Source organism: Phenylobacterium conjunctum, assembly GCF_042679085.1.
Taxonomy (GTDB): domain Bacteria; phylum Pseudomonadota; class Alphaproteobacteria; order Caulobacterales; family Caulobacteraceae; genus Phenylobacterium; species Phenylobacterium conjunctum.
The window spans coordinates 40,191-60,897 of record NZ_JBHTLQ010000022.1; the positions used below are offsets into that span (position 1 = coordinate 40,191).

Here is a 20,707-nt window from a genome sequence, read left to right on the forward strand (position 1 = left end):
CCATGCGCAGCTTCAAATTTTCAGACCCCGGGTTCGAGGCCGCCTTCGCCGCCTTTATCGATGAGCGTCGTGAGACGCCCGAAGAGGTGGATGCGGCCGTTCGCGACGTGCTGGCCGCCGTGAAGGCCGAAGGTGTGGCGGCCCTGTTGCGGTTCTCAAAGGACTTTGACCGGGTCGAACTGACGGAAGAGACCTTGCGGGTCTCGGCCGATGAGATCGCGGCCGGCGCGGCCGAGTGCGCGCCTGAGGTACGCGCAGCGATCGACTTCGCAGCGAAGCGCATCCGGGCCTACCACGAGCGCCAACGGCCGGCTGACCAGAGCTTTGTAGACGAGGCCGGCGTGCAGCTTGGCTGGCGTTGGACGCCTCTTGAAGCTGTCGGCATCTATGTTCCAGGTGGGCGTGCGGCCTATCCTTCCACCGTTCTGATGAACGCTGTGCCTGCGGCAGCGGCAGGGGTGTCGCGGATCGCGATGGTGACGCCGCCCGGGCGTCTGCAGCCCGCGGTGCTCGCCGCCGCCCAAGCCGCCGGCGTCACCGAGATTTGGCGTGTGGGGGGGGCGCAGGCTGTCGCCGGCCTCGCCTATGGCGCGGGGCCGATCAAGCCGGTCGACAAGATTGTCGGCCCCGGCAACGCCTATGTGACCGCCGCCAAGCGGCGGGTCTATGGGACCGTGGGGATTGATGCGCTCGCGGGCCCTTCTGAGATTGTGGTGGTGGCCGATGCGGCCAACGACCCTGATTGGATCGCCGCCGATCTGCTGTCTCAGGCAGAACATGACCCCGCGGCGCAATCGATCCTCATCACCGATGATGAAGCCTTCGCCGCAGCCGTGGCCGCGAGTGTCGAGCGTCAGATCGGACAACTGGACACCGGAGATGTCGCGGCCGCGTCCTGGCGCGATCACGGCGCCGTCGTGGTGGCGCCCCTTGATGCAGCGCCTGGCCTGGTCGACCTGATCGCGCCGGAGCATGTCGAGTTCGCTGTCGAGCAGCCGGAGCGCCTGTCCGACAAGGTTCGGCACGCCGGCGCGATCTTCCTTGGCCGCTACACGCCCGAAGCCATCGGCGACTACGTGGCCGGCTCAAACCACGTGCTCCCGACCAGCCGGGCAGCTAGGTTCTCGTCCGGGCTTTCGCTCTACGACTTCATCAAGCGGACTTCGATCGTGAAGTGTGACGCGGACTCGTTCGGTGTGCTGGGTCCGCACACGAGGGTGCTGGCCGAGGCCGAAGGCCTGCCGGCGCATGCGTGCTCCGCGTCCATCCGGCTTAACCGGTAGGAACTGTCCCAGGCGTCTCGACGTTCGGCCCCACGGGTGGGCCAAGCTTCGAGATCGTCACAACATGTCCGTCACCAATGCTGCAGGCGCGGAGACCGCGGCCTATGGACAGCCCTCGGCCGCCGAGAAACTGATAACCCTGGGGCGGGAGGCCTGGGCCGCCCTGGCTCGCCTCGATAGCAGGGAAGTGGCGGTGAACCTCGCCCTGTCTGCCGTGGTGGTCCTGGCGGCGCTCGGCCTCATCGCACTGCTGCGCCGATTGTTTGATCGCTGGCTCGCCCGGTTCGCCACCGACACCCCGGCCGATGTCAAGGATCCACGAACGCCCCGCGCCGCGGGCCTCAGCTGGCTCTTGCTCCGATTGGCGATCCTGGGCGGAGCGCTGATCCTGGTGGCGGGGGTTTGGGGTGTCGATCTGTCGGTCCTGGGCGGCGGAGCGCTAGGCGCTCTGCTTCGCGCCATCGGGGTGATCATCCTGGCTGTGGCCGCCATCGAGATTGCAGGCTTCGTGGTCGATCACCTGGTGGCGGGCGTCGCAAAGCGTAGTCGCGATGTCCGACGGGCGGCTCAGGTCCGCACACTCGGGCCCCTGATCCGCGGTTTCATCCAAACCGTTCTGGTGGTGGTCTCGACCTTGACCTTCCTCTCCGAGATCGGCGTCAAGGTTGGGCCCCTGTTGGCCAGCGCCGGTGTGGTCGGTGTCGCCATCGGCTTCGGCGCTCAGACCCTTGTGAAGGACTTTTTGACCGGGCTGTTCCTGATCGCCGAGGACGTAGTCTCGGTGGGAGACAATGTTCAGATCGCCGAGTTCGGGGGGGCGGTCGAGGCCATGACCCTGCGCACAATCCGCCTCCGGGACCAAAACGGCACCCTGCACATCTTCCCCTATTCCGAGGCCCAGGTGATCCACAACCGGACTAAGACCTTCTCCTCCTATGTGTTCGAGGTGATGGTCACCTACGGCTCCGACATCGACCACGCCTTGCGTGTGATGGGGGACCTGGGCGACGAGATGCGGCGTGACCCTGACTTCGGCCGCAAGATCATCCGTCCCTTTGAAGTCCTGGGCGTTGATCGTCTGGATCCTATGGGGGTGCTGCTGAAGGCGCGGGTGACCACCCACCCTCGTGACCAATGGAGTGTCGGGCGAGAGTACAATCGCCGGCTCAAGCTCGCCTTCGAACGGGAAGGGGTTGAACTGGCCTATCGCCCGGTCGGCGCGCCTGCGCCCACGATCCCGACCGCAAAGCTCGACCGGGAGACCCCTGCTGATCCGGATGTCGTCGAGGCGCCGCTGGATCCGAAAGCTGAACAGAAACTGTCAGCCCCGCCCCGAGGAGGTTCAGGTTCGAGGTCCTAGGGTGGCGTCATCGGAGCTCGAGAGGGTTCCGGACACATTCTGAACGGAGACCACCCATGACCCAACTGACCTCCAAGCTGATGCGCGGCGCGATCGCCGCCACTCTGGCCGGCGCGATCACTGCGGGCGCCGTCTCGACCGCTTCGGCCCAGGACTACCGCGCCCCGACGGGCGGCGGCCTTGGCTCCGTCGTCAGCTGCGATGCGCCTGGCGGCAAGCAGGCCGGCGGTGCGCTGATCGGCGCCCTGCTGGGCGCGGCGGCCGGCTCGAACCTGGCCAAGAACGACCGCGGCACGGGGACGGCCATCGGCGCCGTGGTCGGCGCGGCGACCGGCTCTTATGTCGGCTGCAAGATGCAGCGGACGGATCAGGCCCAGGCCGCCTACGGCTACGGCGAGGCCTACAGCGCGCCGGCCACCTACACCCACGGCGGCCTGCGCCTGAGCGGCCAGATCTCGCCGGCCAAGTATGTGCGCGAGAACGGCCTGTTCGCCGCCAACACGACCCTGAACCTGCGCGGCGCGCCCACCACCTCGGCCCGCAAGGTGGGCCAGCTGGCGGCCGGTGAGCGGTTCCAGGCCATCGCCCGCGTTCGCGGCACGGACTGGATCCTGGTCGGCCAGAACGGGGTCGGCGTGGGCTATGTCCACGGCGCCTATGTCCGCCCGGCGAGCGGCTACCAGTACGCGTCCTACGGCTACTAACCCTTCGGCGGTTCCTCCCCTCCGGTAGAGCCTGCGCCCGACGCCCCCCGCGTCGGGCGCTTTTTTCGTATTCGCAGCGCTTGAAGCGTGAAGGCGGGATGACGTCGGGGGGCGGCTTGCACTACATCTCGGCTCAGCCTTCCGCAGCGACCCCTCATGGCCGACGAAGACCGCACACAACACCGCCTGCAGAGCGTCCATATCGACGAGGATTCCCTCGCGGCGGTGTCGCGCGACCAGGAGCAGGAGCGGCAGATCGCGATCTTCGATCTGCTGGAACAGAACTTCTTTCGCCCCGAGGGCGCCGAGGCCGGCCCCTATGACCTGAAAATGGGGTTGATGGAGAACCGGCTGGTCCTGGATGTCACAGGACCGAGCTATGAGCGCCGGCATATCCTGTCGCTGTCGCCGTTCCGCCCGCTGATCAAGGACTACTTCATGATCTGCGAGAGCTACTATCAGGCGATCCGCAACTCGACGCCCCAGCAGATCGAGGCCTTGGACATGGGCCGCCGTGGCCTGCACAACGAGGCGTCGCAGCTGCTGCAAACCCGTCTGCAAGGCAAGATCGAGACCGACCTGGATACGGCGCGGCGACTGTTCACCCTGATCTGCGCGCTGCACTGGCGGGGCTAGGCGCCGATGGAGCCCCCAGCTTTGCGACCGCGTCTGCCTGATGCGGTTCTCTTCGCCTGCAACTTCAATCGGGTGCGCTCGCCCATGGCTGAGGCGTTGCTGAAGCGCTTGGTTGGACAGCGCATCTATGTGGACAGCTGCGGGCTGAAGCACGACGACCCTGACGCGCCGCCCGTCGATCCCTTCGTTGAGGCGGTGATGGCCGAGGTCAGCTGCGATCTGTCCGACCACCGGGCCAAGACCTTTGATCAATTGGAAGCCAGCGCCTTCGACCTGGTCATCTCGCTGACGCCGGAGGCCCAGCACCGGGCGGTGGAGATGACGCGGGGCAGGGCGGTGGAGATCGAATACTGGCCGACCCACGATCCGACGCTGAGCGAAGGCTCCCGGGAGGCGCGGCTGGCGGCCTATCGCGAAGTGCGTGATTCCCTGGCGGCCCGCATCGCTGAGCGCTTCGGCGCGCCCCGTTAGGCCGCGGCAAGAGGCCAGTCGACCTTAAGGGGGGGCTTGAGTTATAAGGCGGCCCTGTTCACGGCTCGCGCCCCGATTCAGGCGTGGGCCGTTTCATTTTATCGAACGCCTACTTGGAGCCTCTATGGCTAAAGAAGAACTCCTCGAATTCCCCGGCACGGTCAGCGAGGTCCTGCCGAACGCGACCTTCCGCGTGAAGCTCGAGAACGACCACGAGATCATCGCCCACACCGCGGGCAAGATGCGCAAGAACCGCATCCGCGTCTCGGCCGGCGACAAGGTGCTGGTGGAAATGACGCCGTACGACCTGACCAAGGGTCGCATCACCTTCCGCGTCCGCTAAGAGGGCGCTTGCCCCCGATGACGTCGCCGCGCCTGGTGCTGGCTTCCGCGAGTCCCAGGCGGCTCGATCTTCTGGCCCAGATGGGCCTGGTCCCCGACCTGGTGGACGCCGCCGAGATCGACGAGACCCCACAGAGAGACGAGACCCCGCGGCGCCTGGCCTTGCGCCTGGCGAAGGGCAAGGCCGCAAAGGTCGCGGTCACGCACCCGGACGCCTATGTGCTCGCCGCCGATACGGTGGTGGCCGTCGGGCGTCGGATTCTGCCTAAGGTGGAGACGCTGGTGGAAGGGCGTAGCTGCCTGGAGTTGCTGTCCGGCCGCGCCCACAAGGTGCTGACAGCTGTGGCCGTCCACGCTCCGGGCGGGCGGGCCGTGGCCCGCCTTGTCGAGACTCGGCTGCATTTCAAGCGCCTTTCGACGGCCGAGATTGACGCCTACCTCGCCCTCGGCGAGGGGATCGGCAAGGCCGGCGGCTATGCGATCCAGGGCCAGGCCGGCGCCTTCGTCATGGCCATCCAGGGGTCCTACCCGGCGGTGGTCGGCCTGCCGCTTTATGAGACGGCCTGCCTGCTCGATGGCGTGGGGTTCAAGCGATCATGAGCGTGCGCAAGCTCTATCTCGATGCGTCCATCGGCGAGCAGCGTGGGGTTGTGACCCTGGACGGGCGGCCGGAGCGCCTGCTGATCGAGCGCGATGGCGACGCCGCGGCGACCCGCCTGGGCGCGCGTCTTGCGGCCCGTGTGCGCAAGGTGGAGCCCGCCTTCGCCTCGGCCTTCCTGGAGTTGGCCGGCGGGCTGGAAGCCCTGATGTCGTACAAGCCGGATGAGCGGCCGGTGCAGGGGCAACTGCTCGAAGTCGAGGTCCGTAGCGAGCCGCGCAACGGCAAGCTTGCGACCGTTCGCGCGATCGGGCCGGCCGAGGGACAGCCGCGTGTCATCGCGCCAGCGCCGGGTCTGGCCGATCAGTTGCGCGCCTTCGCCAAGGACGCAGAGATCACTGGTGGGCGCGTGGCCCGCGAGATGGCCGACCGCGCCGAGGCTGAGGCGCTGGAGGTCTTCCATCCGCTGCCGGGCGGCGGGGACATCGCCATCGAACCGACCCGCGCCCTGGTGGCCATCGACGTCGATCTTGGCGAGCGCAAGGGCCCTGACGCCAAGCGGGTCACCCGCCAGGCCAATCTCACCGCCCTTTCCGAATCGGCGCGGTTGCTCCGGCTGAAGGGCCTGGGCGGCATCGTCATCCTGGACCTGGTGGGGCGCGGACATGACGGCAATGCGCTGATGACCACGGCGCGCGCCGCCTTTGGTCCGGACAATCCGGGCGTCTCCATCGGCCCGGTCGGGCGGCTCGGCACCATGGAGTTGTCCATTCCCCGGCGCGGACGGGCCGTGGCCGAGATTCTCAATGGTCCTGACGGTCAACCCACCGACCTAACCCTGGCCCTACGCCTCGTTCGAGCGCTGCAAAGCGAGGGCGAGGTCTTGACCGGCGCACGGCTGACGGCGGCCTGCACGCCCGCCGTCGCCAAGCTGGCCCAGCCCCTGATCGCCCAGCTGGCGGACCGGATGGGCGCCCGCTTCGCCCTCAGCCCCGACCCGGCCTGGCCCCGCGAACGCGTCGAGGTTCGCGCCCAATGAGCGCCAGCTGCCCCATCTGCCACAAACCCCGCAGCGTCGAGTACCGGCCCTTCTGCTCGCGTCGCTGCGCGGACGTGGACCTCCAGCGCTGGCTGGTCGGGGCCTATGCCGTGCCCGCTGAGGAAGAGGATGAGAGCCGCCCTGACGACAGCGGTGAATTCTGACAAATCCCCCGCTGGACAGAGGCCGGGGCCTCTTCTATAGACACGCCTCCCGCGTCGACGGACCCAAGCCTGGGTAGCTCAGTTGGTAGAGCAGCGGATTGAAAATCCGCGTGTCGCTGGTTCGATTCCGGCCCCAGGCACCACCTTTCTTTCACATCGAGTTCGACGCGCGCTCACCCGTGCGCTTTGCGGCGCGCCTGGGCCAGGAGATTGAGGACGTCGGCGTGGCGGCCCCGGTCGGCGACCTCCCGGCCTGGGCGGGCAGGGGCGGCGGCGGCGCGCTCAAGGGCCTTCACGGACCCCGCATAGTCTCCCTGGCGGAACAGGAAATCGCCCCAGAAGTAGTTGGAGTCGACGCCATTGGGGTTGGCGCTCACGGCCTTCTGCAGATAGGCGCGGGCCTTGGCCGGGTCGCCGAAGCCGATCGGGAAGCCTGGAACCTGAGCGTAGAGAGAGCCGAGGCTGGTGTAGACCGAGCCGTCGCCTAGCGCGGCCGGATTGATGCGTTCGGCCTGCTCGAGCAGGCCCTTGGCGGACTTGGCGAGGGCCAGACCGCCCAGGCCGCCTTTGGCGCCGGCTTCGGTGGATAGGGCGATGGCTTCCCAGACCAATGGTTCGGCGCGCCCTGGGTACTGCTTCGCCAGGCCTTCAGCCTGAGCCGCGACCCGAGCCGCTTCTTCAGACTGAGCGGCCTTGTCGCGAATTTCGAAGTTGGCATGGGCCCAGGCCTTGGCCAGGCCGTCCAATCGGGCGTCGAGACTGTCAGCGGCCAGGGCGGGTGCGGCCACGGACAGGGCGGCTACGGCGACCAGAAGGGACTTGAGGTGCATGAGGAACTCCTGGGGCTCAGCCGGCGAACAGGCGGGCGGCTTTGCGGTCGTTGGCGAACAGGGCGCGGTCCACGAGCCCGGGAAATAGAGCGTTGATCCGCACGAACAGGCTCTCCGGGAAGCCGAAATAGACGTCGCGTTTTCGCGCCTGGATCGCCTGAAAGACCCGCGCCGCGATCACAGCGGGCTCGTCCATGTTCATCTGGGTGAGGCGGGCGAACTCTAGGACCGCCGGGCTGTTCAGGGCTGTTCGAACGGCCCGCGGGGCGATGTAGGTCACGTCGATCCCGGAGCCTGAGATCTCGCGCCTCAGGGCCTGGCTGAAGCCGCGCAGGCCGGCCTTGGCGCTAGAGTAGGTGACGAAGTGGGCGAAGTTTATCGACCCGAAGATTGAGCCGACATTGACGATCTGACCCCTGCCGCGGGCCTTCATGCGCGGCAGGACAGCCTGGGTCAGGCGCACGGGGGCCACCAGGTTGACCAGGTAGCTGGCCACGAGATGGGCCGGGGCCTCGCGCTCCAGGGGGCCGAAATGCTGGATCCCCGCCAGATTGACCAGCACATCCCAGTCGCCACCAGCCACCGCGCTCGCCGCGGCCTCAAGGCCGTCCGCCGTGGAGAGGTCGGCGCGGATGAATTTGACGCCTGCAGAAGGTTCGGCTCGGTCCAGCACGGTGACCTGGGCGCCGTCGCCGACGAACTGGCGGGTCAGCAGCGCACCGAGGCCGCCCGATCCGCCGGTGATCAAAACCTGCTTGTTCTTAAAGGACATGGGCCGGTTCCTTCGCAGTCTGAGTGTGGGGGATTGAGGCGAAGACGGCGGCGAAACGGGTGAACACGCCCTGGGCCACCTCGATGATGGCCGCCTGGTCTTCAGGATCATCGACCTGGTCCATGAGCTTCTGGAAGAACACCAGATGGTCCTGGTCCAGCGCCCCGTGGGAGGTCAGATAGGAGAAGCACTGCGGCCCGAGGTTCAGGCTCTCGGCCACGGCCTGGGCCCCCTGGGTCGCCAGGCGGACGCTTGTACCCTCCAGCACCAGGACCATGCCGAAGAAGCCCATCGGGTTCTTGCGGGCGATGTAGTCGTAGACGTACTCGACCATCTCGCGGGTCGCCGCGCGCGGCTCGCCGGTCCGGACGGATTCAGCGTCGCCGCCACAATTCCGGATGTCATTGAGGATCCAGGCCTCGTGCCCCGTCTCTTCCTCGATGTACTCGTCCAAGGCCTCAACGAACCGAGCGCGGCTGGCGTCGAGCCTGGCCCGGGCCGCCTGCATCAGCGGCACGGTGTGCTTCACGTGGTGATAGGCCTCGGTCAGGTAGGCGATGTAGGTCTCAAGCGAGATGCGGCCGACAAGGCCATCCTGGATCTGCGGGGTGGCGGCGAGGGCCTGTTGGCCCTCCAGGGTCTCGGTGATCAGTCGGACGAAGAAGGTCACGGCGGCTCCTATTCAGCAGGTTCGACGAGGGTGGCGGCCAGAATGGCGGCGCGACGGGGACGACCGTTGCCGGTCAGTTCACCGGCGGCGGGGTCCAGGGGGGCGCGGGTCCGCCAGCGGCGGACCTGGGCGTATTCGGGCAGGTTCTGGTTGGCGCGTTCCACGGCCTGGGCCACGGCGGCCTCGGGCATGTCCGGCGACAGCGGTACGATCAGCGCGCTCAACTCGGCCTGGGCCTCGCCGTAGACGATGGCCTGCCGGATCTCCGGCTGGGCGGTCAGCTCGGACTCCACCCACTCCGGCGCGATGTTGCGGCCGAAGGCGTTGATGATGGTGTTGCCGCGGCGCCCCTCGATGCGCAGGAAGCCATCGGCGTCGAAGCTGCCGATATCGCCGGTGCGCACCGGACCTTGATGGGCTGTGCGCCCGGCATAGCCCAGGAACGGGGATGGGCCGACAATGATCTCCCCGTCGGGATCGAGCTCGACCTGCAGATGGGGCAGGGGGCGACCGACGGCGCCGGCCTTGCGGCCCTGGGGCGTGTTCAGCGCCACCACGGAGGCGCATTCGCTGAGGCCGTAGCCCTCATACACGGGCAGGCCGAGCTGGTCGGCTTGCGCGAGCAGTTGCGGAGAAACCTTCGCCCCGCCGACGGCGACGAGATTGAGCGCGGGGAACCGGGCGCCGGTGAAGGCCATCACCATCATGATCGCCCGCAGGAGTTCCGGGACCAGGATCAGGCTGGTCGCGCCCTCGGTGGCGATGGCGGCGATCAGGCGCGGCAGATCCGGCCTGAAGGGTTCAGCCAAGCCCAGCACCGCCGGGGGCAGCACCCGATAGCAGCCCCCGGCCAGCAGGATCGGATAGAGGCCGGCGACATTCTCCAGCAGGATCGAAAGCGGCAGCAGCGGCAGATGCCGCCCGGCATAGTCCTCGCCCAGCACCTCAACGAGCGATTGGGCCACCGCCTCCATCTGGGCCAACGACAGGCAAACCCCCTTGGGCTGCCCCGTCGAGCCGGAGGTGTAGGTGATCTTGGCGGTCCCTTCGGGCAGCCGCACCGGCGAGACGTCGAGCTGTTGCGCCTTCAGCAAGGTCTGGCCGATCGCCAGGTCGAGGCCTGGACCCTCAGCGGTGATCAATAGGCCCGAGCCGGCGTCCGCCAGGGCGTGATCGCGTTGAGCGGGCGTGAAGAAGCCGGGGATCGGCAGGCTCGGCCAGCCGAGCCGCACCAGGGCGAGGTCCAGCACCACCCACGCCGGCCCATTGTCCAGGGCGATGGCGACCGGTGCGCCGGCGGGCATGTCGGCGCCCAGCTTCGCGAGCCGCGCGGCGGCCGCCTCGACCTCTTGGGCGAGGGCGCTCCAGGTCAGATCGGTCTCCGCGCCCGAGATCGCCACGGTGTTCGGGCGGATGCGGGCGTAGCGCTCAACGGCGTCGAGAACGCGGCTCATTGAGACTCTCCATTGCTGAGATCAGGGTGAAGCCGTGGCAGCACCTCGGCGGCGGGCGCCGGCTCTGACACCAGCATCCGTCCCAGCGCGGGAAGCGCCGGGGCGATGGGGCCCGCCATCACTTCAGGGTCGCGGTCGTAGTATCCGCCCCAGTCGTCGGCGCGTTCGCCCAGGCGCTCCGGGCGCGCAGCGCTCAGGGTGATTGTCTCGAAGCCGACCCGGGCGAAGCCACGGCGCAGTTGCCGGGTCGCCGTCGCAACGGCGTAGGCGCAGCCCAGGCCATGGAGGTGTCGAGCCAGCGCCAGGAACAGAAAAAGCGAGGCGCCGGGGCTCTCTGACGCCAGGTTGCCGATTTCGGCCACCTCGGACCGGGCCACATCACCGAAGGCCGCGGAGAGTGCGGTCTCGACCGGCGCGTCGAGATACTGCTCCAGGAACAGCGGCCCGGCCGCGGCGGTGCGGAAGCCGACGGCGGCGTGGATCTGGCCGCTGCGGTCCTGCAGGCTCATGAGGGTCGGGTAGTGGCTCCGGATGCGGCCATCGAAGGCGCGGGCGTAGGCCGCCTCGAGAAACGCCTCCACCCGCAGGCGCTCGGGGCGCAGCAGGTGATGGATCGAGATCACCTTCGGCTCCAGGCGCGTGAAGCGCCTCAGGCGTTCGGCGTCGAATGTCAGGCTTCCGGCGGGCGCGCCGTCATCCTCCATCATCACTTTCAGCAAGGCTCGTCTCCCTCGGCGCGCGGCCGGGCCGCACCTGTTCGACCGGCATGACGACGTGCTGGGACGACCACCTCATCGCTTTTTCGATTTGCGGCGGACGGGGGCTTGGCGATGATCGCCCCGACCCCGGAATCAGGCGGGGCGGAGCCGCCTTGGACACCACCGACCCGCATCCGCTGCTTGCCGCCTATCTCGCGCGACGCGACGAGCTGGTGCGCTATTTCCGGGTGCGCCTGCGCTCGGAGAGCGCGGCGGAAGACCTGGTCCAGGATCTCTATCTGAAGATCACCCCGCCGCCGGAGGAGGAGATTCTCAATCCTGGCGCCTATCTGTACCGGCTCGGTACGAACCTGATGCTGGACCGGCTCAAGCAGCAGCGGCGCGCGGGGCGCCGGGATGCGGACTGGCGCGACAGCCAGACCGCCTCTGCTGGGGGGCAGGACATCGCCGACGCGCCGCCCGCAGACGAGGTCGTGGCCGCCCGCCAACGCCTGGCCCGCATCATGGAGGCGGTGGACAGCTTGCCGGCGCCGGTCAAGGAGGCCTTTCGCCTGCACAAGCTGGAAGGCCTGAGCCACGCCGAGACAGCGCAGGCTATGGGCGTGTCCAGATCGAGCGTGGAAAAGTACCTGATGGCCAGCCTGAAGCGCATTGCTGCAAGGGTCGGGCGATGAGGCCAGAGATCGCCATGAAGATTTTTTGGAGGCGCCTGGCCCATTGTGGCGTCATTGGGGCGAGGACCATGATGACACCCGCCGACAGGACCGCCGCGATATGACCGACGACGCCGAGAATCCGGCGGCGGACGCCTTGCGCGAGGAAGCCTTGGCCTGGCTCATCCGGGTCGAGGCCGAAGACGCCACGCCTGAGGACTGGGCCGCGCTGACCGACTGGCTGGAGGCGGATCCCGCGCATCTTGAGGCCTACGAGGCGGTCGAGGCGCTCTCGGCGGAGATCGACGCCAACGCGGCCGGGCTGCGCGAGATCGCGGCCCGAGGCAATGTCGTGGCCTTTGCGCCGCGCCGACCCCGCCGGGTCTGGATGCCCGCGGCGGCGGCCGCAGCAGCGGCGCTGTTCATCCTTCCGGTGGCGTGGCGCGGGTATCAGGGCGTTCCCGTCGTCTATCAGACCGGCCAGGGCGAGACCCGCGAGGTCGACCTGACCGACGGCACCCAGATCCGGCTGGACGCCCGCTCCAGGATGACCGTGCGACTTGGCTGGGGCGCCCGGCGCGTGAAGCTCGACGGCGCCCAGGCGGCCTTTGACGTCGCCCATGATCCCCGCCGCCCGTTTCTGATCGATGTCGGGGACCAGCAGGTGAAGGTGGTCGGCACAGCCTTCAACATCCGCCAAGACGACCGCCAGGTGGTGGTCACGGTCCGCCGGGGCGTGGTTGAGGTCCGGCAACCGGACCTGGGGCCGCAGCCTGTGGCGCGGCTGGTCCGGGGGCAGGAACTGCGTCATCAGGTCGGTGCGGCCAAGTCGGTTCAGGCCAGCGTCGATCCGGATGCGGCCTTCGGCTGGACAATGGGGCGGCTGGTCTGTGACGACCGCCCCCTTACCGAGATTGTCGCCGACCTCAACCGCCGCTACGCCACGCCAATCGCGCTGTCGCCCCGGGCGGCGCGCATGCGGTTCTCTGGCGTCCTCGACCTGGCTGACCAGGACGCCCTGGTCGACCGCCTGGCCAAGTATCTCGCGCTGAACGTGGATCGCGGCGGGGGCAAAATCACCTTACGCTAGACCAGGTTGGTGCGGCTCCGGGGAGGTATCGGCGTCTTGGCGCGCTTTGGATGGAGCGGAGCAGCCCTGGGCGTGGCTCTGGCGGTGAGCGCGCCCGCGCGGGCGGCGGAGACCGGCTACGCCCTGGATATCCCGGCTCAACCTCTGCGCTCGGCGATGGTGCAACTGGCCCTCCAGGCGGGCGTCTCCGTCTCGACGGGCCAAGCGGCGGCGTGTGGCCCTGTGCGTCAGCGCCTGGTCGGACGCTTCAGCCTTTCCGAGGCCGTGAGCCGGCTCGTGGCCGGGACGGGCTGCAGCTATCGCCTGGTTGATGCTCGGGCGGTCGAGATCCTCGCTGCGCCTGTCCGCCCGCCAACCCCTGTCCGCCCGGCGCCCGTCAGCGCGCCGCCCAGAGAGGTGTCAGAGCTGGTGGTGGTCGCGACAGGGCGTCCTACGCCCGCGGACCGACTGGCCTATCCGGTGAGCGCCTTGTCCGCCGCGACGCTTGAAGCTCAAGGCGTGCGCGACGCCGCGGATGTGGCCCAACTCACCTCCGGCATGATGGTGACGAACCTCGGCTCCGGGCGCGACAAGATCATCCTGCGCGGCCTCTCGGATGGCCCCCTCACGGGCCATAGCCAGTCCATGGTCGGCGGCTACCTGGACGATGTCCGGGTCAGCTACAACGCGCCGGATCCAGACCTGAAACTCGTGGACGTGGCGCAGGTCGAGGTTCTGCGCGGGCCGCAAGGCGCGCTCTATGGCTCAGGCTCCCTAGGGGGCGTCGTTCACCTGGTGACGGGACAACCCGATCCCGGCGGGATCGCGGGCTGGCTGTCCGCCTCCCGCGCCTGGACGCGAGGCGGAGCGGCGTCTTCGACGTTTGAAGGCATGGCCAACCTGCCGCTGCTGTCTGGCCGCGGCGCCGCCCGGCTGCTCATCTGGCGCGAAGACCAGGGCGGCTATATCGACGACGTCGGGCTTGGCGTGGGTGACGCCAACCGAACGGTGCGGCAGGGCCTGAGGCTCTCGGCGGGGCTGGACCTCAATGCGGACTGGCGGCTGACCGGCGGGTGGGTCAGCCAGGCGATCAACGCCCAGGACACCCAGTACGCCACGCCCGCGCTCGGCGCCTATCGCCGCGCCAACCGCCTGCGCGAGCCTCACGACAATGACTTCGCCATGGCCCATCTGGGTCTGCGCGGGCGCACGGATTGGGGGGAGGCGCGGCTCAGCTTGGCCTGGCTCAGGCACGAGCTTGCCAGCCGCTATGACGCCAGCGCCGCCCCACCCATGGCGACAGCCGCCGGCCCGGTGGCCTTCGATGACGACAACTTCGTCCGGGGCCTGATCGCCGAGGCCAGCCTGTCGTCGCCGGCGGACGCCAGGGTGCAATGGCTGGCCGGCCTGTTCCTGGCCCGCAACCGGCAGGACCTGGATGATGACCTGGTCCATGAGGGCCTGGGCGCCCTGCTGCTTGACGAAACGCGCCGCGACCGGCTGGACGAGGTCGCGCTCTATGGGCAGGCGGCCTGGCCGGTGACACAGCGGGCCACCCTCACGCTCGGGGGCAGGCTGTTCCGCGCCGACAACCGCATCGACAGCAGCGTGGCGTCCGCCGGCGGAACCGCCAGGTTCTCAGGACGCGTGACCCGAACCGGCTTCGCCCCCAAGGTGGTGCTGGCCTATGACCTGGCTTCAGGGGTGCTGGTCTACGCCCAGGCCGCCGAAGGTTATCGCTCCGGCGGCGCGAACACGACCGGCGCGCCGGACCAGGTCTTCAGTGGGCCCAACGGCGTCCAGCCGTACCGCCTCTATCAGGGGGATGAGCTGTGGAGCTTTGAACTCGGGGCGCGGGCGCGTCTGCTCGACGACCGGCTGGCGATCCGGGCGGCGGTGTTCCAGGCGGACTGGCGCAACATCCAGAGCGACGCCCTTTTGCCCTCGGGTCTGCCCTTCACGGCCAACATCGGCGACGGCCGCAATCGCGGGCTGGAGGTCGAGGCCAGCTATCGGTCCGGATCGCTTTGGCTGAAGGCTGATGCGATTTTCAACGCCCCGGAGCTCAGCCGCGCGAACCCAGGCTTTCCGGCTCGCTCCGATCTAGCCTTGGCCGGCGCGCCGGAGGTCTCTGGGTCCGTGTCGGCGCACTATGGGCTGCCCTTGGCGCAGGGACGGTCCCTGGAGCTGGACGGGCGTCTCGCCTATGTCGGCGGATCACGGCTGACCTTCGACGCCAAGACGGCTCCGGCCATGGGCGACTATGTCACCGGCCGCCTGGCGGTCAGCCTCGTCGATCCGCGCTGGCGGTTATCGGTCGCTGTCGACAATCCCGGCGATTCCGCCGGTGACACGTTCGCCTACGGCAACCCCTTCACCTTGCGAACTGAACGGCAGTCGACCCCGCTCAGGCCCAGGACTTTTTCCATTGGGCTGAAGGTCTCGTACTAAGGCCTGGGCTGTTCAGGGTGTTTTCCAGGGGGCCCCGGCGCCTCGTCATGCCTGACAACCTTATCGCTCACCCCGCCGGGGCGAAGTGCTGGCGCACGGTCTGCGCCACCTCGGCCAGGATGTCGGCGACGGCGTCCTGCGTCAGGCCCGGCACGACGCCGCCATGATGCAGGTGGTCGATGACGTTCAGGCCGCAGACCCCGGCGATATGGCCGTCGAAATGCTGGCGCAGGGCCGCCAGAGCGCCGGTCTCGGCCACCCAGCTGTCCGGCGCGCCGGAGGACGTGAAGCTGATCAGCCGCTTGTCCGATAGCCCCGGCTCATTGCCGCCTGGTGCGGCGTGAAAGCCGTAGCCCAGGCCGAACATGCGATCGACATAGCCCTTGAGGATCGCGGGGGCGGCGTTGAACCAGAACGGATAGAAGAAGGCGAAGACGTCGACGTCCGCCACCAGGGCGCGCTCGGCCGCGATGTCGGGCGCCGGGGAGGGGCCGCTCGGCCCGCTCAACTCTTCGGCCTTCAGGCAGGGATCGAACCCCATGGCGTAGAGGTCGCGGACCAGCACCTCCTGGCCCAGGGCGCGGACAGTGTCGGCATAGGTCCGCGCGGTCTGGGCGGTCAGGCTGTCCGGGGCGGGATGGGCGAGGATAACGGCATGTTTCATGGCGGATCTCCACACGACAGGGTAGCGCAGGGACGTGACCTCGCTTTGATCCTTATCACAGCGCGCCGCGCCGGGATGCGCCCTTGATGGGGCAGGAGACGCCATGACCCTGGATATCGAAACCCCCGCTGGCCCGGCGCGCGCACGGCTGAAAACCCGTCCGCTGGCCCTCGACACCTTCCGTGAGAACGTGGTGGTCCTGTCGCGGGATTGCGTGGCCATGCGGCCCGAGCGCCTGGCGGGCCAGCGCAAGGTGGAGATCCGCGCCGGCGGCCGCACCTATCTCGCCGCCCCGATGATCTGTGACGAGCCCTCGGTGGTCGCCGCCGACGAGATCGGCCTGCCGGAGCCGCTGCTGCATCGCCTCGGCGCTTTGGCCGGGACCTGGGTGGAGGTCGCTCCGGCGCGAGCCGCCGAAACACTGGACGAGGTCCGGGCCAAGGTGATGGGCGAGACCCTGTCCGCCGACGCCTATATGGCCATCGCGCGGGACCTGGCCGACCACAGGCTGTCGGACATCGAGGTGGCGGCCTTTCTGGTGGCCTGCGCGGGCTTCATGACCGCGGACGAGACCCTGGACTTCACCCGCGCCATGGTGGCGGTCGGCGACCGGCTGGACTGGGACCACCGGCTGGTGGTGGACAAGCACTGTATCGGCGGGGTCCCGGGCAATCGGACCTCGCTGGTGGTCACGCCGATCATCGCGGCCCACGGCCTGCTGATGCCCAAGACCTCCTCGCGGGCCATCACCTCTCCGGCCGGCACCGCCGACACCATGGAGGTCCTGGCCCGGGTCGACCTGTCGGCCGAGGAGATGCGGGCCGTCGTCGAGCAGTGCGGCGCCTGCGTGGCCTGGAGCGGGCGGATGAACCTGTCGCCGGCCGATGACGTGCTGATCTCGGTGGAGCGGCCCCTGTCCATCGACACGCCGGAACAGATGGTCGCCTCGATCCTCTCCAAAAAGATCGCCGCCGGGTCGCGCCACCTGGTGCTGGACGTGCCGGTGGGGCCGAGCGCCAAGATCCGGGACCGCCGCGCGGCCCTGAAGCTGAAGAAGCTGTTTGAATATGTCGGCGGCCGGTTGGGCCTGAGTCTCGAGGTGCTGATCACCGAAGCCCTGCAGCCGATTGGTCGCGGCGTGGGGCCGGTGCTGGAGGCGCGCGACGTCCGCGCGGTGCTGGCCTGCGATCCCGACGCGCCCGCGGACCTGCGGGAGAAGTCCATCCGCCTGGCCGGCCGCGTCCTGGAGGCGGATCCGGCCCTGATGGGCGGCAAGGGCGAGGCGCGAGCGCGGGAGCTGCTCGACAGCGGCGCCGCCGGGCGCAAGATGGATGAGATTATCGCCGCTCAGGGTCCGTCGCCGATCTCCAGCGGCCTGGGCGACCTGGTGCATGAGGTCCGCGCCCACCGAGACGGCGTGGTGTCGTCCGTCGACTGCCTGCGCATCGCCACCCTGGCCCGATTGGCCGGCGCCCCTACCGACCCAGGCGCGGGGCTCGACCTGCTGGCCAAGATGGGGACGCGGGTCAGGGCAGGGCAGCCGCTTTATAGACTCTATGCATCGGAGCCCTCGGACTTCGGCTTCGCCGTCGAGGCCGCGGACCGTGACAGCGGCGTGTCGCTGGCCGCATGAGCATCGCGGTCCACGCCTTCGCCGGGGACCTTGACCCGGCCGCCCAGCTGGCGGCGGCCCTGGGCGCGCCCTGTCGCGAGATCGCTCTGCATGTCTTCCCGGACGGCGAGACCCTGCCGACGGTGGCGACCGGCGACCGCACGGTGATCGCCTATGTCCGGCTGGATCACCCGAACCCCCGGCTGATGCCGCTGCTGCAGGCCTGTGACGCCTGGCGGCGCGGTGGGGCGCAGCGGCTGGTGCTGGTCGCGCCCTACATGCCCTATCTGCGCCAGGACGCGGTCTTTGCGCCGGGCCAGGCCCTCAGCCGTGACGTCTTTGCGCCCCTGATCGGCGCGGCCTTCGACCAGATCGTGACGGTGGAGCCGCACCTTCACCGTACGCCGGACCTCACCCCGGTGTTCGGCCGCCCCGTGACCGTACTGACGGCCGAAGACGTGCTGGCGGAGGCCCTGGCGCCTGTCGGACCAAACACGCTGGTCATCGGCCCCGACGCGGAATCACAAGCCTGGACCGACCGGCTCGCCGGCCGTCTCGGCGCCGAGGGCTGCGCCTTCCAGAAGATCCGGCGCGGCGACCGCGCGGTGAGCCTGTCGCCGCCGGCCGGCCTAGAGCTTGTGGGCCGCGAGGTGGTGCTGGTCGATGACATCGCCTCCAGTGGCGAGACCCTGATCGCCGGCGTCGCCCTGGTGAAGCAGCTGGGCGCCGCCCGCGTCCGCGTCGCGGTGGTTCACGCCCTGATGGCCGAGGAGGCCGTAGCCCGGCTGCGCGAGGCGGGGTGCGACGACATCCTGTCCTGCGACAGCTGCGCCCATCCCACCAATCGCATTTCCCTGGCCGGCCTGATCGCCGGCGCCCTCACCCGGGAGACCGCCCCATGACCCTTCGGCTCACCTTTCACGGCGCGGCGGGCTGCGTCACCGGCTTCTGCGCCCGGCTGGAGACCGACCGCGCCCAGGTGCTGATCGACTGCGGCCTGTTCCAGGGCTCAAAGACCCTGAAAGCGCTGAACTACGAGCCCTTCCCCTTCGATCCGCGCAAGATCGACGCGGTGGTCCTGACCCATGCCCACATCGACCATTCCGGCCTGCTGCCCAAGCTGGTGAAGGCTGGCTATGAGGGCCCGATCCACGCGACGGCGGCGACGCGCGACCTGTGCGCCGTCATGCTCGCCGACGCCGGCGGCATCCAGGAGAGCGAGGTCCGCCAGTTGAACCGGCGCAACGAGCGTCGCGGTCGCGACCCGGTGGAGCCGATCTATACCGCCGAGGACGCCGAACCGACCCTGGCCCTGTTTCGCAAGGTGAAGCTGAACGACCCCGTGGAGATCGCCCCCGGGATTACGGCGGTCTACTGGGAGGCCGGTCATATCCTCGGCGGCGCGTCCATCGAGCTGCGCGTGGAGACGGAGGCGGGGACCAAGGTCCTGCTGTTCTCCGGGGATATCGGGCCGGGCGGGCGCGACTATGCGGCTGATCCTGAGGGGCCGGCGGGCGTGGACTGGCTGGTGGTCGAATCCACCTATGGCGACCGCGAGCGCGACATGATCACCCCGCAGGACCGCCGCCAGCGCCTGGCCGAGGTGCTGAACGAGGCCCACGCCGCCGGCGGCCCGCTGCTGATTCCCGCCTTCGCGGTGGAACGGTCCCAGGAACTGCTGGCCGACATCCTGACCCTGATGCGCGACGGCCTTGTGCCGGAGGCCGACATCTTCCTGGACTCTCCCCTGGCGATCGAGGCGACCGAGATCTTCCGGCAGCGCGGCTGGGTGCGGTCCACCGGCCGCAATCCGTTCGAAGACCTCCATTCCAGCGATCACCTGAAGTTCGTGCGCGATCCCTGGGAGAGCGACACCCTGGAAAAGCTCTCCGGCTGGCACATCATCCTGGCGGCCAGCGGCATGTGCGACGCCGGCCGGGTGCGCAAGCACCTCAAGCGTCTCCTTTGGACGCGCAAGGCCACGGTGCTGCTGGCCGGCTACCAGGCCATTGGCACCCTCGGGCGGTTCCTCTCCGAAGGGGCCGAGCGGGTTCGCATCCAGGGCGACGACATCCAGGTGCGGGCGCGAATCCGCACCCTCGACGTCTATTCCGGCCATGCCGACGCCCGCGGGCTCGTCTCCTGGGTCCAGGCGCGGGGGCCTGTGCGGGCTGAGGTCTTCCTGGCGCACGGCGAGCCTCCGGCGCTTTCGGGGCTGCAGGATCGCCTGGCCGCGGCCGGGACCCCGGCTGACCGCATGCTGATTCCGGCCATTGATCAGAGCTTCGACCTGGCCGGCGGGCGCGCCAGGGCGGCGGGGGAGGGCGCGCGTCGGATCGCGCCCGAGGCGCCGGCCCAGCTCGACTGGCACAACGCCCGCGCCGCCCTGCTGATCGATCTCGACCGGCGGCTGGAGCGGCTGGACGACGCGGCCCGGATGGCCCTGCTGAGACGTCTGGCCCGCAAGGTCGACGAGGCCTGACGCCCGCCTGTGGCCGCGGCGCCAGCCTGGGGTGAAGTCGGAGGTCGACTCGCCCCTTCGCCTTGACTTGCGGCGCGGCGCCCACCATGTCGCCATCGCGCGCGAGTGCTGGTCGTTTTCCGGGCGATGACGACGGGACCCTGCGCAAGTTCCTCGGTTTCGGCAGACCCACGTTCCGCCGTTTATGTTGCGGCGCAGCGCAAGAATTCTCTTATCAGTAGAAATTCGACCGAGAATACTTGGAGAAGCGATTGTGCGTCGCAGCAATACCGTTCTCTCTGAGGGATCGGCGCCTTAACGCTGGGCGGTATCACCCCTTGACGCTTGGAAAAGGGGTTGCCAAAGGACCCCTGCCGCACGTCTAACATAGCGGTAAGGCCCCGAGTTCACTCACCGGATGAGGGGTCGCACCCGCCTTCGAGGCTTGGCGCTCATGTTACATGAGCTGTCCATGTTACGGGTCGGGCGCAGCGACAGCGGCTCTGGCGTCTTGCTTGGTGGTCACCAGGTGGGGCGACGGGCTCATTTTCAACTAGGGTGGAGACGCTCTCGCGCGACGACCCTCGGTCCAAACGTGCTAGACCAATCAGGAACTGGCGACAGATGCTCGACAACAAACGAAAGACCCCTTTCATCGCTCTCCTCGGCGCGGTTGCGCTGATGGCGAGCGCGCCGGCGTTCGCCCAGGACGCCGCCGCTCCGGCCGCGCCTGCCGCTGACGCCGCCGCCGCGCC

Annotated in this window: 21 protein-coding genes and 1 tRNA gene; 16 read left to right on the forward strand and 6 right to left on the reverse strand. The window is 68.9% G+C overall.

Annotation, left to right across the window (positions count from 1 at the left end; genetic code table 11):
• Nucleotides 1-2 precede the first annotated feature (2 nt).
• The 10 genes from hisD to ACFQ27_RS11300 all read left to right on the forward strand — a co-directional run bounded on the left by hisD (nt 3) and on the right by ACFQ27_RS11300 (nt 6,740).
• Complete coding sequence (hisD, locus tag ACFQ27_RS11255; RefSeq protein WP_377353652.1) at nt 3-1,283, forward strand: histidinol dehydrogenase; 1,281 nt, start codon at nt 3-5, stop codon at nt 1,281-1,283.
• A 64-nt stretch (nt 1,284-1,347) separates the two neighbouring features.
• On the forward strand, nt 1,348-2,643 hold the full coding sequence (locus ACFQ27_RS11260; RefSeq protein WP_377353654.1) for a mechanosensitive ion channel family protein: 1,296 nt from the start codon (nt 1,348-1,350) through the stop codon (nt 2,641-2,643).
• 56 nt (nt 2,644-2,699) lie between these two features.
• The gene (locus ACFQ27_RS11265) at nt 2,700-3,347 is read left to right on the forward strand and encodes an SH3 domain-containing protein (protein WP_377353655.1); all 648 of its coding nucleotides are present in this window, start codon (nt 2,700-2,702) and stop codon (nt 3,345-3,347) included.
• A 156-nt stretch (nt 3,348-3,503) separates the two neighbouring features.
• Entirely contained in the window at nt 3,504-3,983 is a 480-nt protein-coding gene (locus ACFQ27_RS11270; RefSeq protein WP_374344762.1) for a UPF0262 family protein, read from the forward strand.
• A 21-nt stretch (nt 3,984-4,004) separates the two neighbouring features.
• Complete coding sequence (locus tag ACFQ27_RS11275; RefSeq protein WP_374344760.1) at nt 4,005-4,454, forward strand: arsenate-mycothiol transferase ArsC; 450 nt, start codon at nt 4,005-4,007, stop codon at nt 4,452-4,454.
• A 124-nt stretch (nt 4,455-4,578) separates the two neighbouring features.
• The gene (gene infA, locus ACFQ27_RS11280; protein ID WP_111458197.1) at nt 4,579-4,797 is read left to right on the forward strand and encodes a translation initiation factor IF-1; all 219 of its coding nucleotides are present in this window, start codon (nt 4,579-4,581) and stop codon (nt 4,795-4,797) included.
• A gap of 17 nt (nt 4,798-4,814) precedes the next feature.
• Nucleotides 4,815-5,396 carry a Maf family protein gene (locus tag ACFQ27_RS11285; RefSeq protein WP_377353666.1) on the forward strand — a complete coding sequence of 194 codons (582 nt, stop codon included), beginning with the start codon at nt 4,815-4,817 and terminating at the stop codon, nt 5,394-5,396.
• The gene (locus ACFQ27_RS11290) at nt 5,393-6,433 is read left to right on the forward strand and encodes a ribonuclease E/G (protein WP_377353656.1); all 1,041 of its coding nucleotides are present in this window, start codon (nt 5,393-5,395) and stop codon (nt 6,431-6,433) included. Before ACFQ27_RS11285 ends, ACFQ27_RS11290 begins: the two co-directional genes overlap by 4 nt.
• On the forward strand, nt 6,430-6,597 hold the full coding sequence (locus tag ACFQ27_RS11295) for a DNA gyrase inhibitor YacG (protein ID WP_374344755.1): 168 nt from the start codon (nt 6,430-6,432) through the stop codon (nt 6,595-6,597). Before ACFQ27_RS11290 ends, ACFQ27_RS11295 begins: the two co-directional genes overlap by 4 nt.
• A 67-nt stretch (nt 6,598-6,664) precedes the next feature.
• A tRNA-Phe gene (locus ACFQ27_RS11300) sits at nt 6,665-6,740 on the forward strand.
• Between the two features lie 30 nt (nt 6,741-6,770).
• Here ACFQ27_RS11300 and ACFQ27_RS11305 read toward each other — a convergent pair.
• From ACFQ27_RS11305 to ACFQ27_RS11325, 5 genes are read right to left on the reverse strand one after another with little or no spacing between them, the layout of a single operon-like run.
• Nucleotides 6,771-7,427: a hypothetical protein gene (locus tag ACFQ27_RS11305; protein ID WP_374344752.1), complete on the reverse strand. Its 657-nt coding sequence runs from the start codon at nt 7,425-7,427 to the stop codon at nt 6,771-6,773.
• Nucleotides 7,428-7,443: 16 nt separating this feature from the next.
• Complete coding sequence (locus tag ACFQ27_RS11310) at nt 7,444-8,199, reverse strand: SDR family NAD(P)-dependent oxidoreductase (protein ID WP_377353657.1); 756 nt, start codon at nt 8,197-8,199, stop codon at nt 7,444-7,446.
• The gene (locus ACFQ27_RS11315) at nt 8,189-8,869 is read right to left on the reverse strand and encodes a TenA family transcriptional regulator (protein WP_377353658.1); all 681 of its coding nucleotides are present in this window, start codon (nt 8,867-8,869) and stop codon (nt 8,189-8,191) included. Before ACFQ27_RS11315 ends, ACFQ27_RS11310 begins: the two co-directional genes overlap by 11 nt.
• An 8-nt stretch (nt 8,870-8,877) precedes the next feature.
• Nucleotides 8,878-10,323 carry an AMP-binding protein gene (locus ACFQ27_RS11320; protein WP_377353659.1) on the reverse strand — a complete coding sequence of 482 codons (1,446 nt, stop codon included), beginning with the start codon at nt 10,321-10,323 and terminating at the stop codon, nt 8,878-8,880.
• Nucleotides 10,320-11,033, reverse strand: coding sequence for a thermostable hemolysin (locus ACFQ27_RS11325; protein ID WP_377353667.1), 714 nt, complete (start codon nt 11,031-11,033; stop codon nt 10,320-10,322). The genes ACFQ27_RS11320 and ACFQ27_RS11325 overlap by 4 nt, the downstream gene beginning before the upstream one ends.
• Nucleotides 11,034-11,194: 161 nt before the next feature.
• On the opposite strand from ACFQ27_RS11325, the gene ACFQ27_RS11330 reads away from it, so the two are divergent.
• The 3 genes from ACFQ27_RS11330 (at nt 11,195) to ACFQ27_RS11340 (ending at nt 15,215) form a co-directional block, all read left to right on the forward strand.
• Nucleotides 11,195-11,716 carry an RNA polymerase sigma factor gene (locus ACFQ27_RS11330; RefSeq protein ID WP_374344744.1) on the forward strand — a complete coding sequence of 174 codons (522 nt, stop codon included), beginning with the start codon at nt 11,195-11,197 and terminating at the stop codon, nt 11,714-11,716.
• 100 nt (nt 11,717-11,816) lie between these two features.
• The gene (locus ACFQ27_RS11335) at nt 11,817-12,785 is read left to right on the forward strand and encodes a FecR family protein (RefSeq protein WP_377353660.1); all 969 of its coding nucleotides are present in this window, start codon (nt 11,817-11,819) and stop codon (nt 12,783-12,785) included.
• A 36-nt stretch (nt 12,786-12,821) separates the two neighbouring features.
• The gene (locus ACFQ27_RS11340; protein WP_377353661.1) at nt 12,822-15,215 is read left to right on the forward strand and encodes a TonB-dependent receptor; all 2,394 of its coding nucleotides are present in this window, start codon (nt 12,822-12,824) and stop codon (nt 15,213-15,215) included.
• Nucleotides 15,216-15,282: 67 nt separating this feature from the next.
• Here the strand turns inward: ACFQ27_RS11340 and ACFQ27_RS11345 are convergent, their stop codons facing one another.
• Nucleotides 15,283-15,879, reverse strand: coding sequence for an NAD(P)H-dependent oxidoreductase (locus ACFQ27_RS11345; protein ID WP_377353662.1), 597 nt, complete (start codon nt 15,877-15,879; stop codon nt 15,283-15,285).
• Nucleotides 15,880-15,982: 103 nt separating this feature from the next.
• Between ACFQ27_RS11345 and ACFQ27_RS11350 the strand changes: the two genes are divergently transcribed.
• Genes ACFQ27_RS11350 through ACFQ27_RS11360 form a run of 3 tightly spaced genes read left to right on the forward strand, consistent with a single transcriptional unit; the run spans nt 15,983 to nt 19,973 of the window.
• Complete coding sequence (locus tag ACFQ27_RS11350) at nt 15,983-17,512, forward strand: thymidine phosphorylase family protein (RefSeq protein ID WP_377353663.1); 1,530 nt, start codon at nt 15,983-15,985, stop codon at nt 17,510-17,512.
• On the forward strand, nt 17,509-18,393 hold the full coding sequence (prs, locus tag ACFQ27_RS11355; protein ID WP_377353664.1) for a ribose-phosphate diphosphokinase: 885 nt from the start codon (nt 17,509-17,511) through the stop codon (nt 18,391-18,393). Before ACFQ27_RS11350 ends, prs begins: the two co-directional genes overlap by 4 nt.
• Nucleotides 18,390-19,973: an MBL fold metallo-hydrolase RNA specificity domain-containing protein gene (locus ACFQ27_RS11360; protein WP_374344730.1), complete on the forward strand. Its 1,584-nt coding sequence runs from the start codon at nt 18,390-18,392 to the stop codon at nt 19,971-19,973. The genes prs and ACFQ27_RS11360 overlap by 4 nt, the downstream gene beginning before the upstream one ends.
• Nucleotides 19,974-20,707 lie beyond the last annotated feature (734 nt).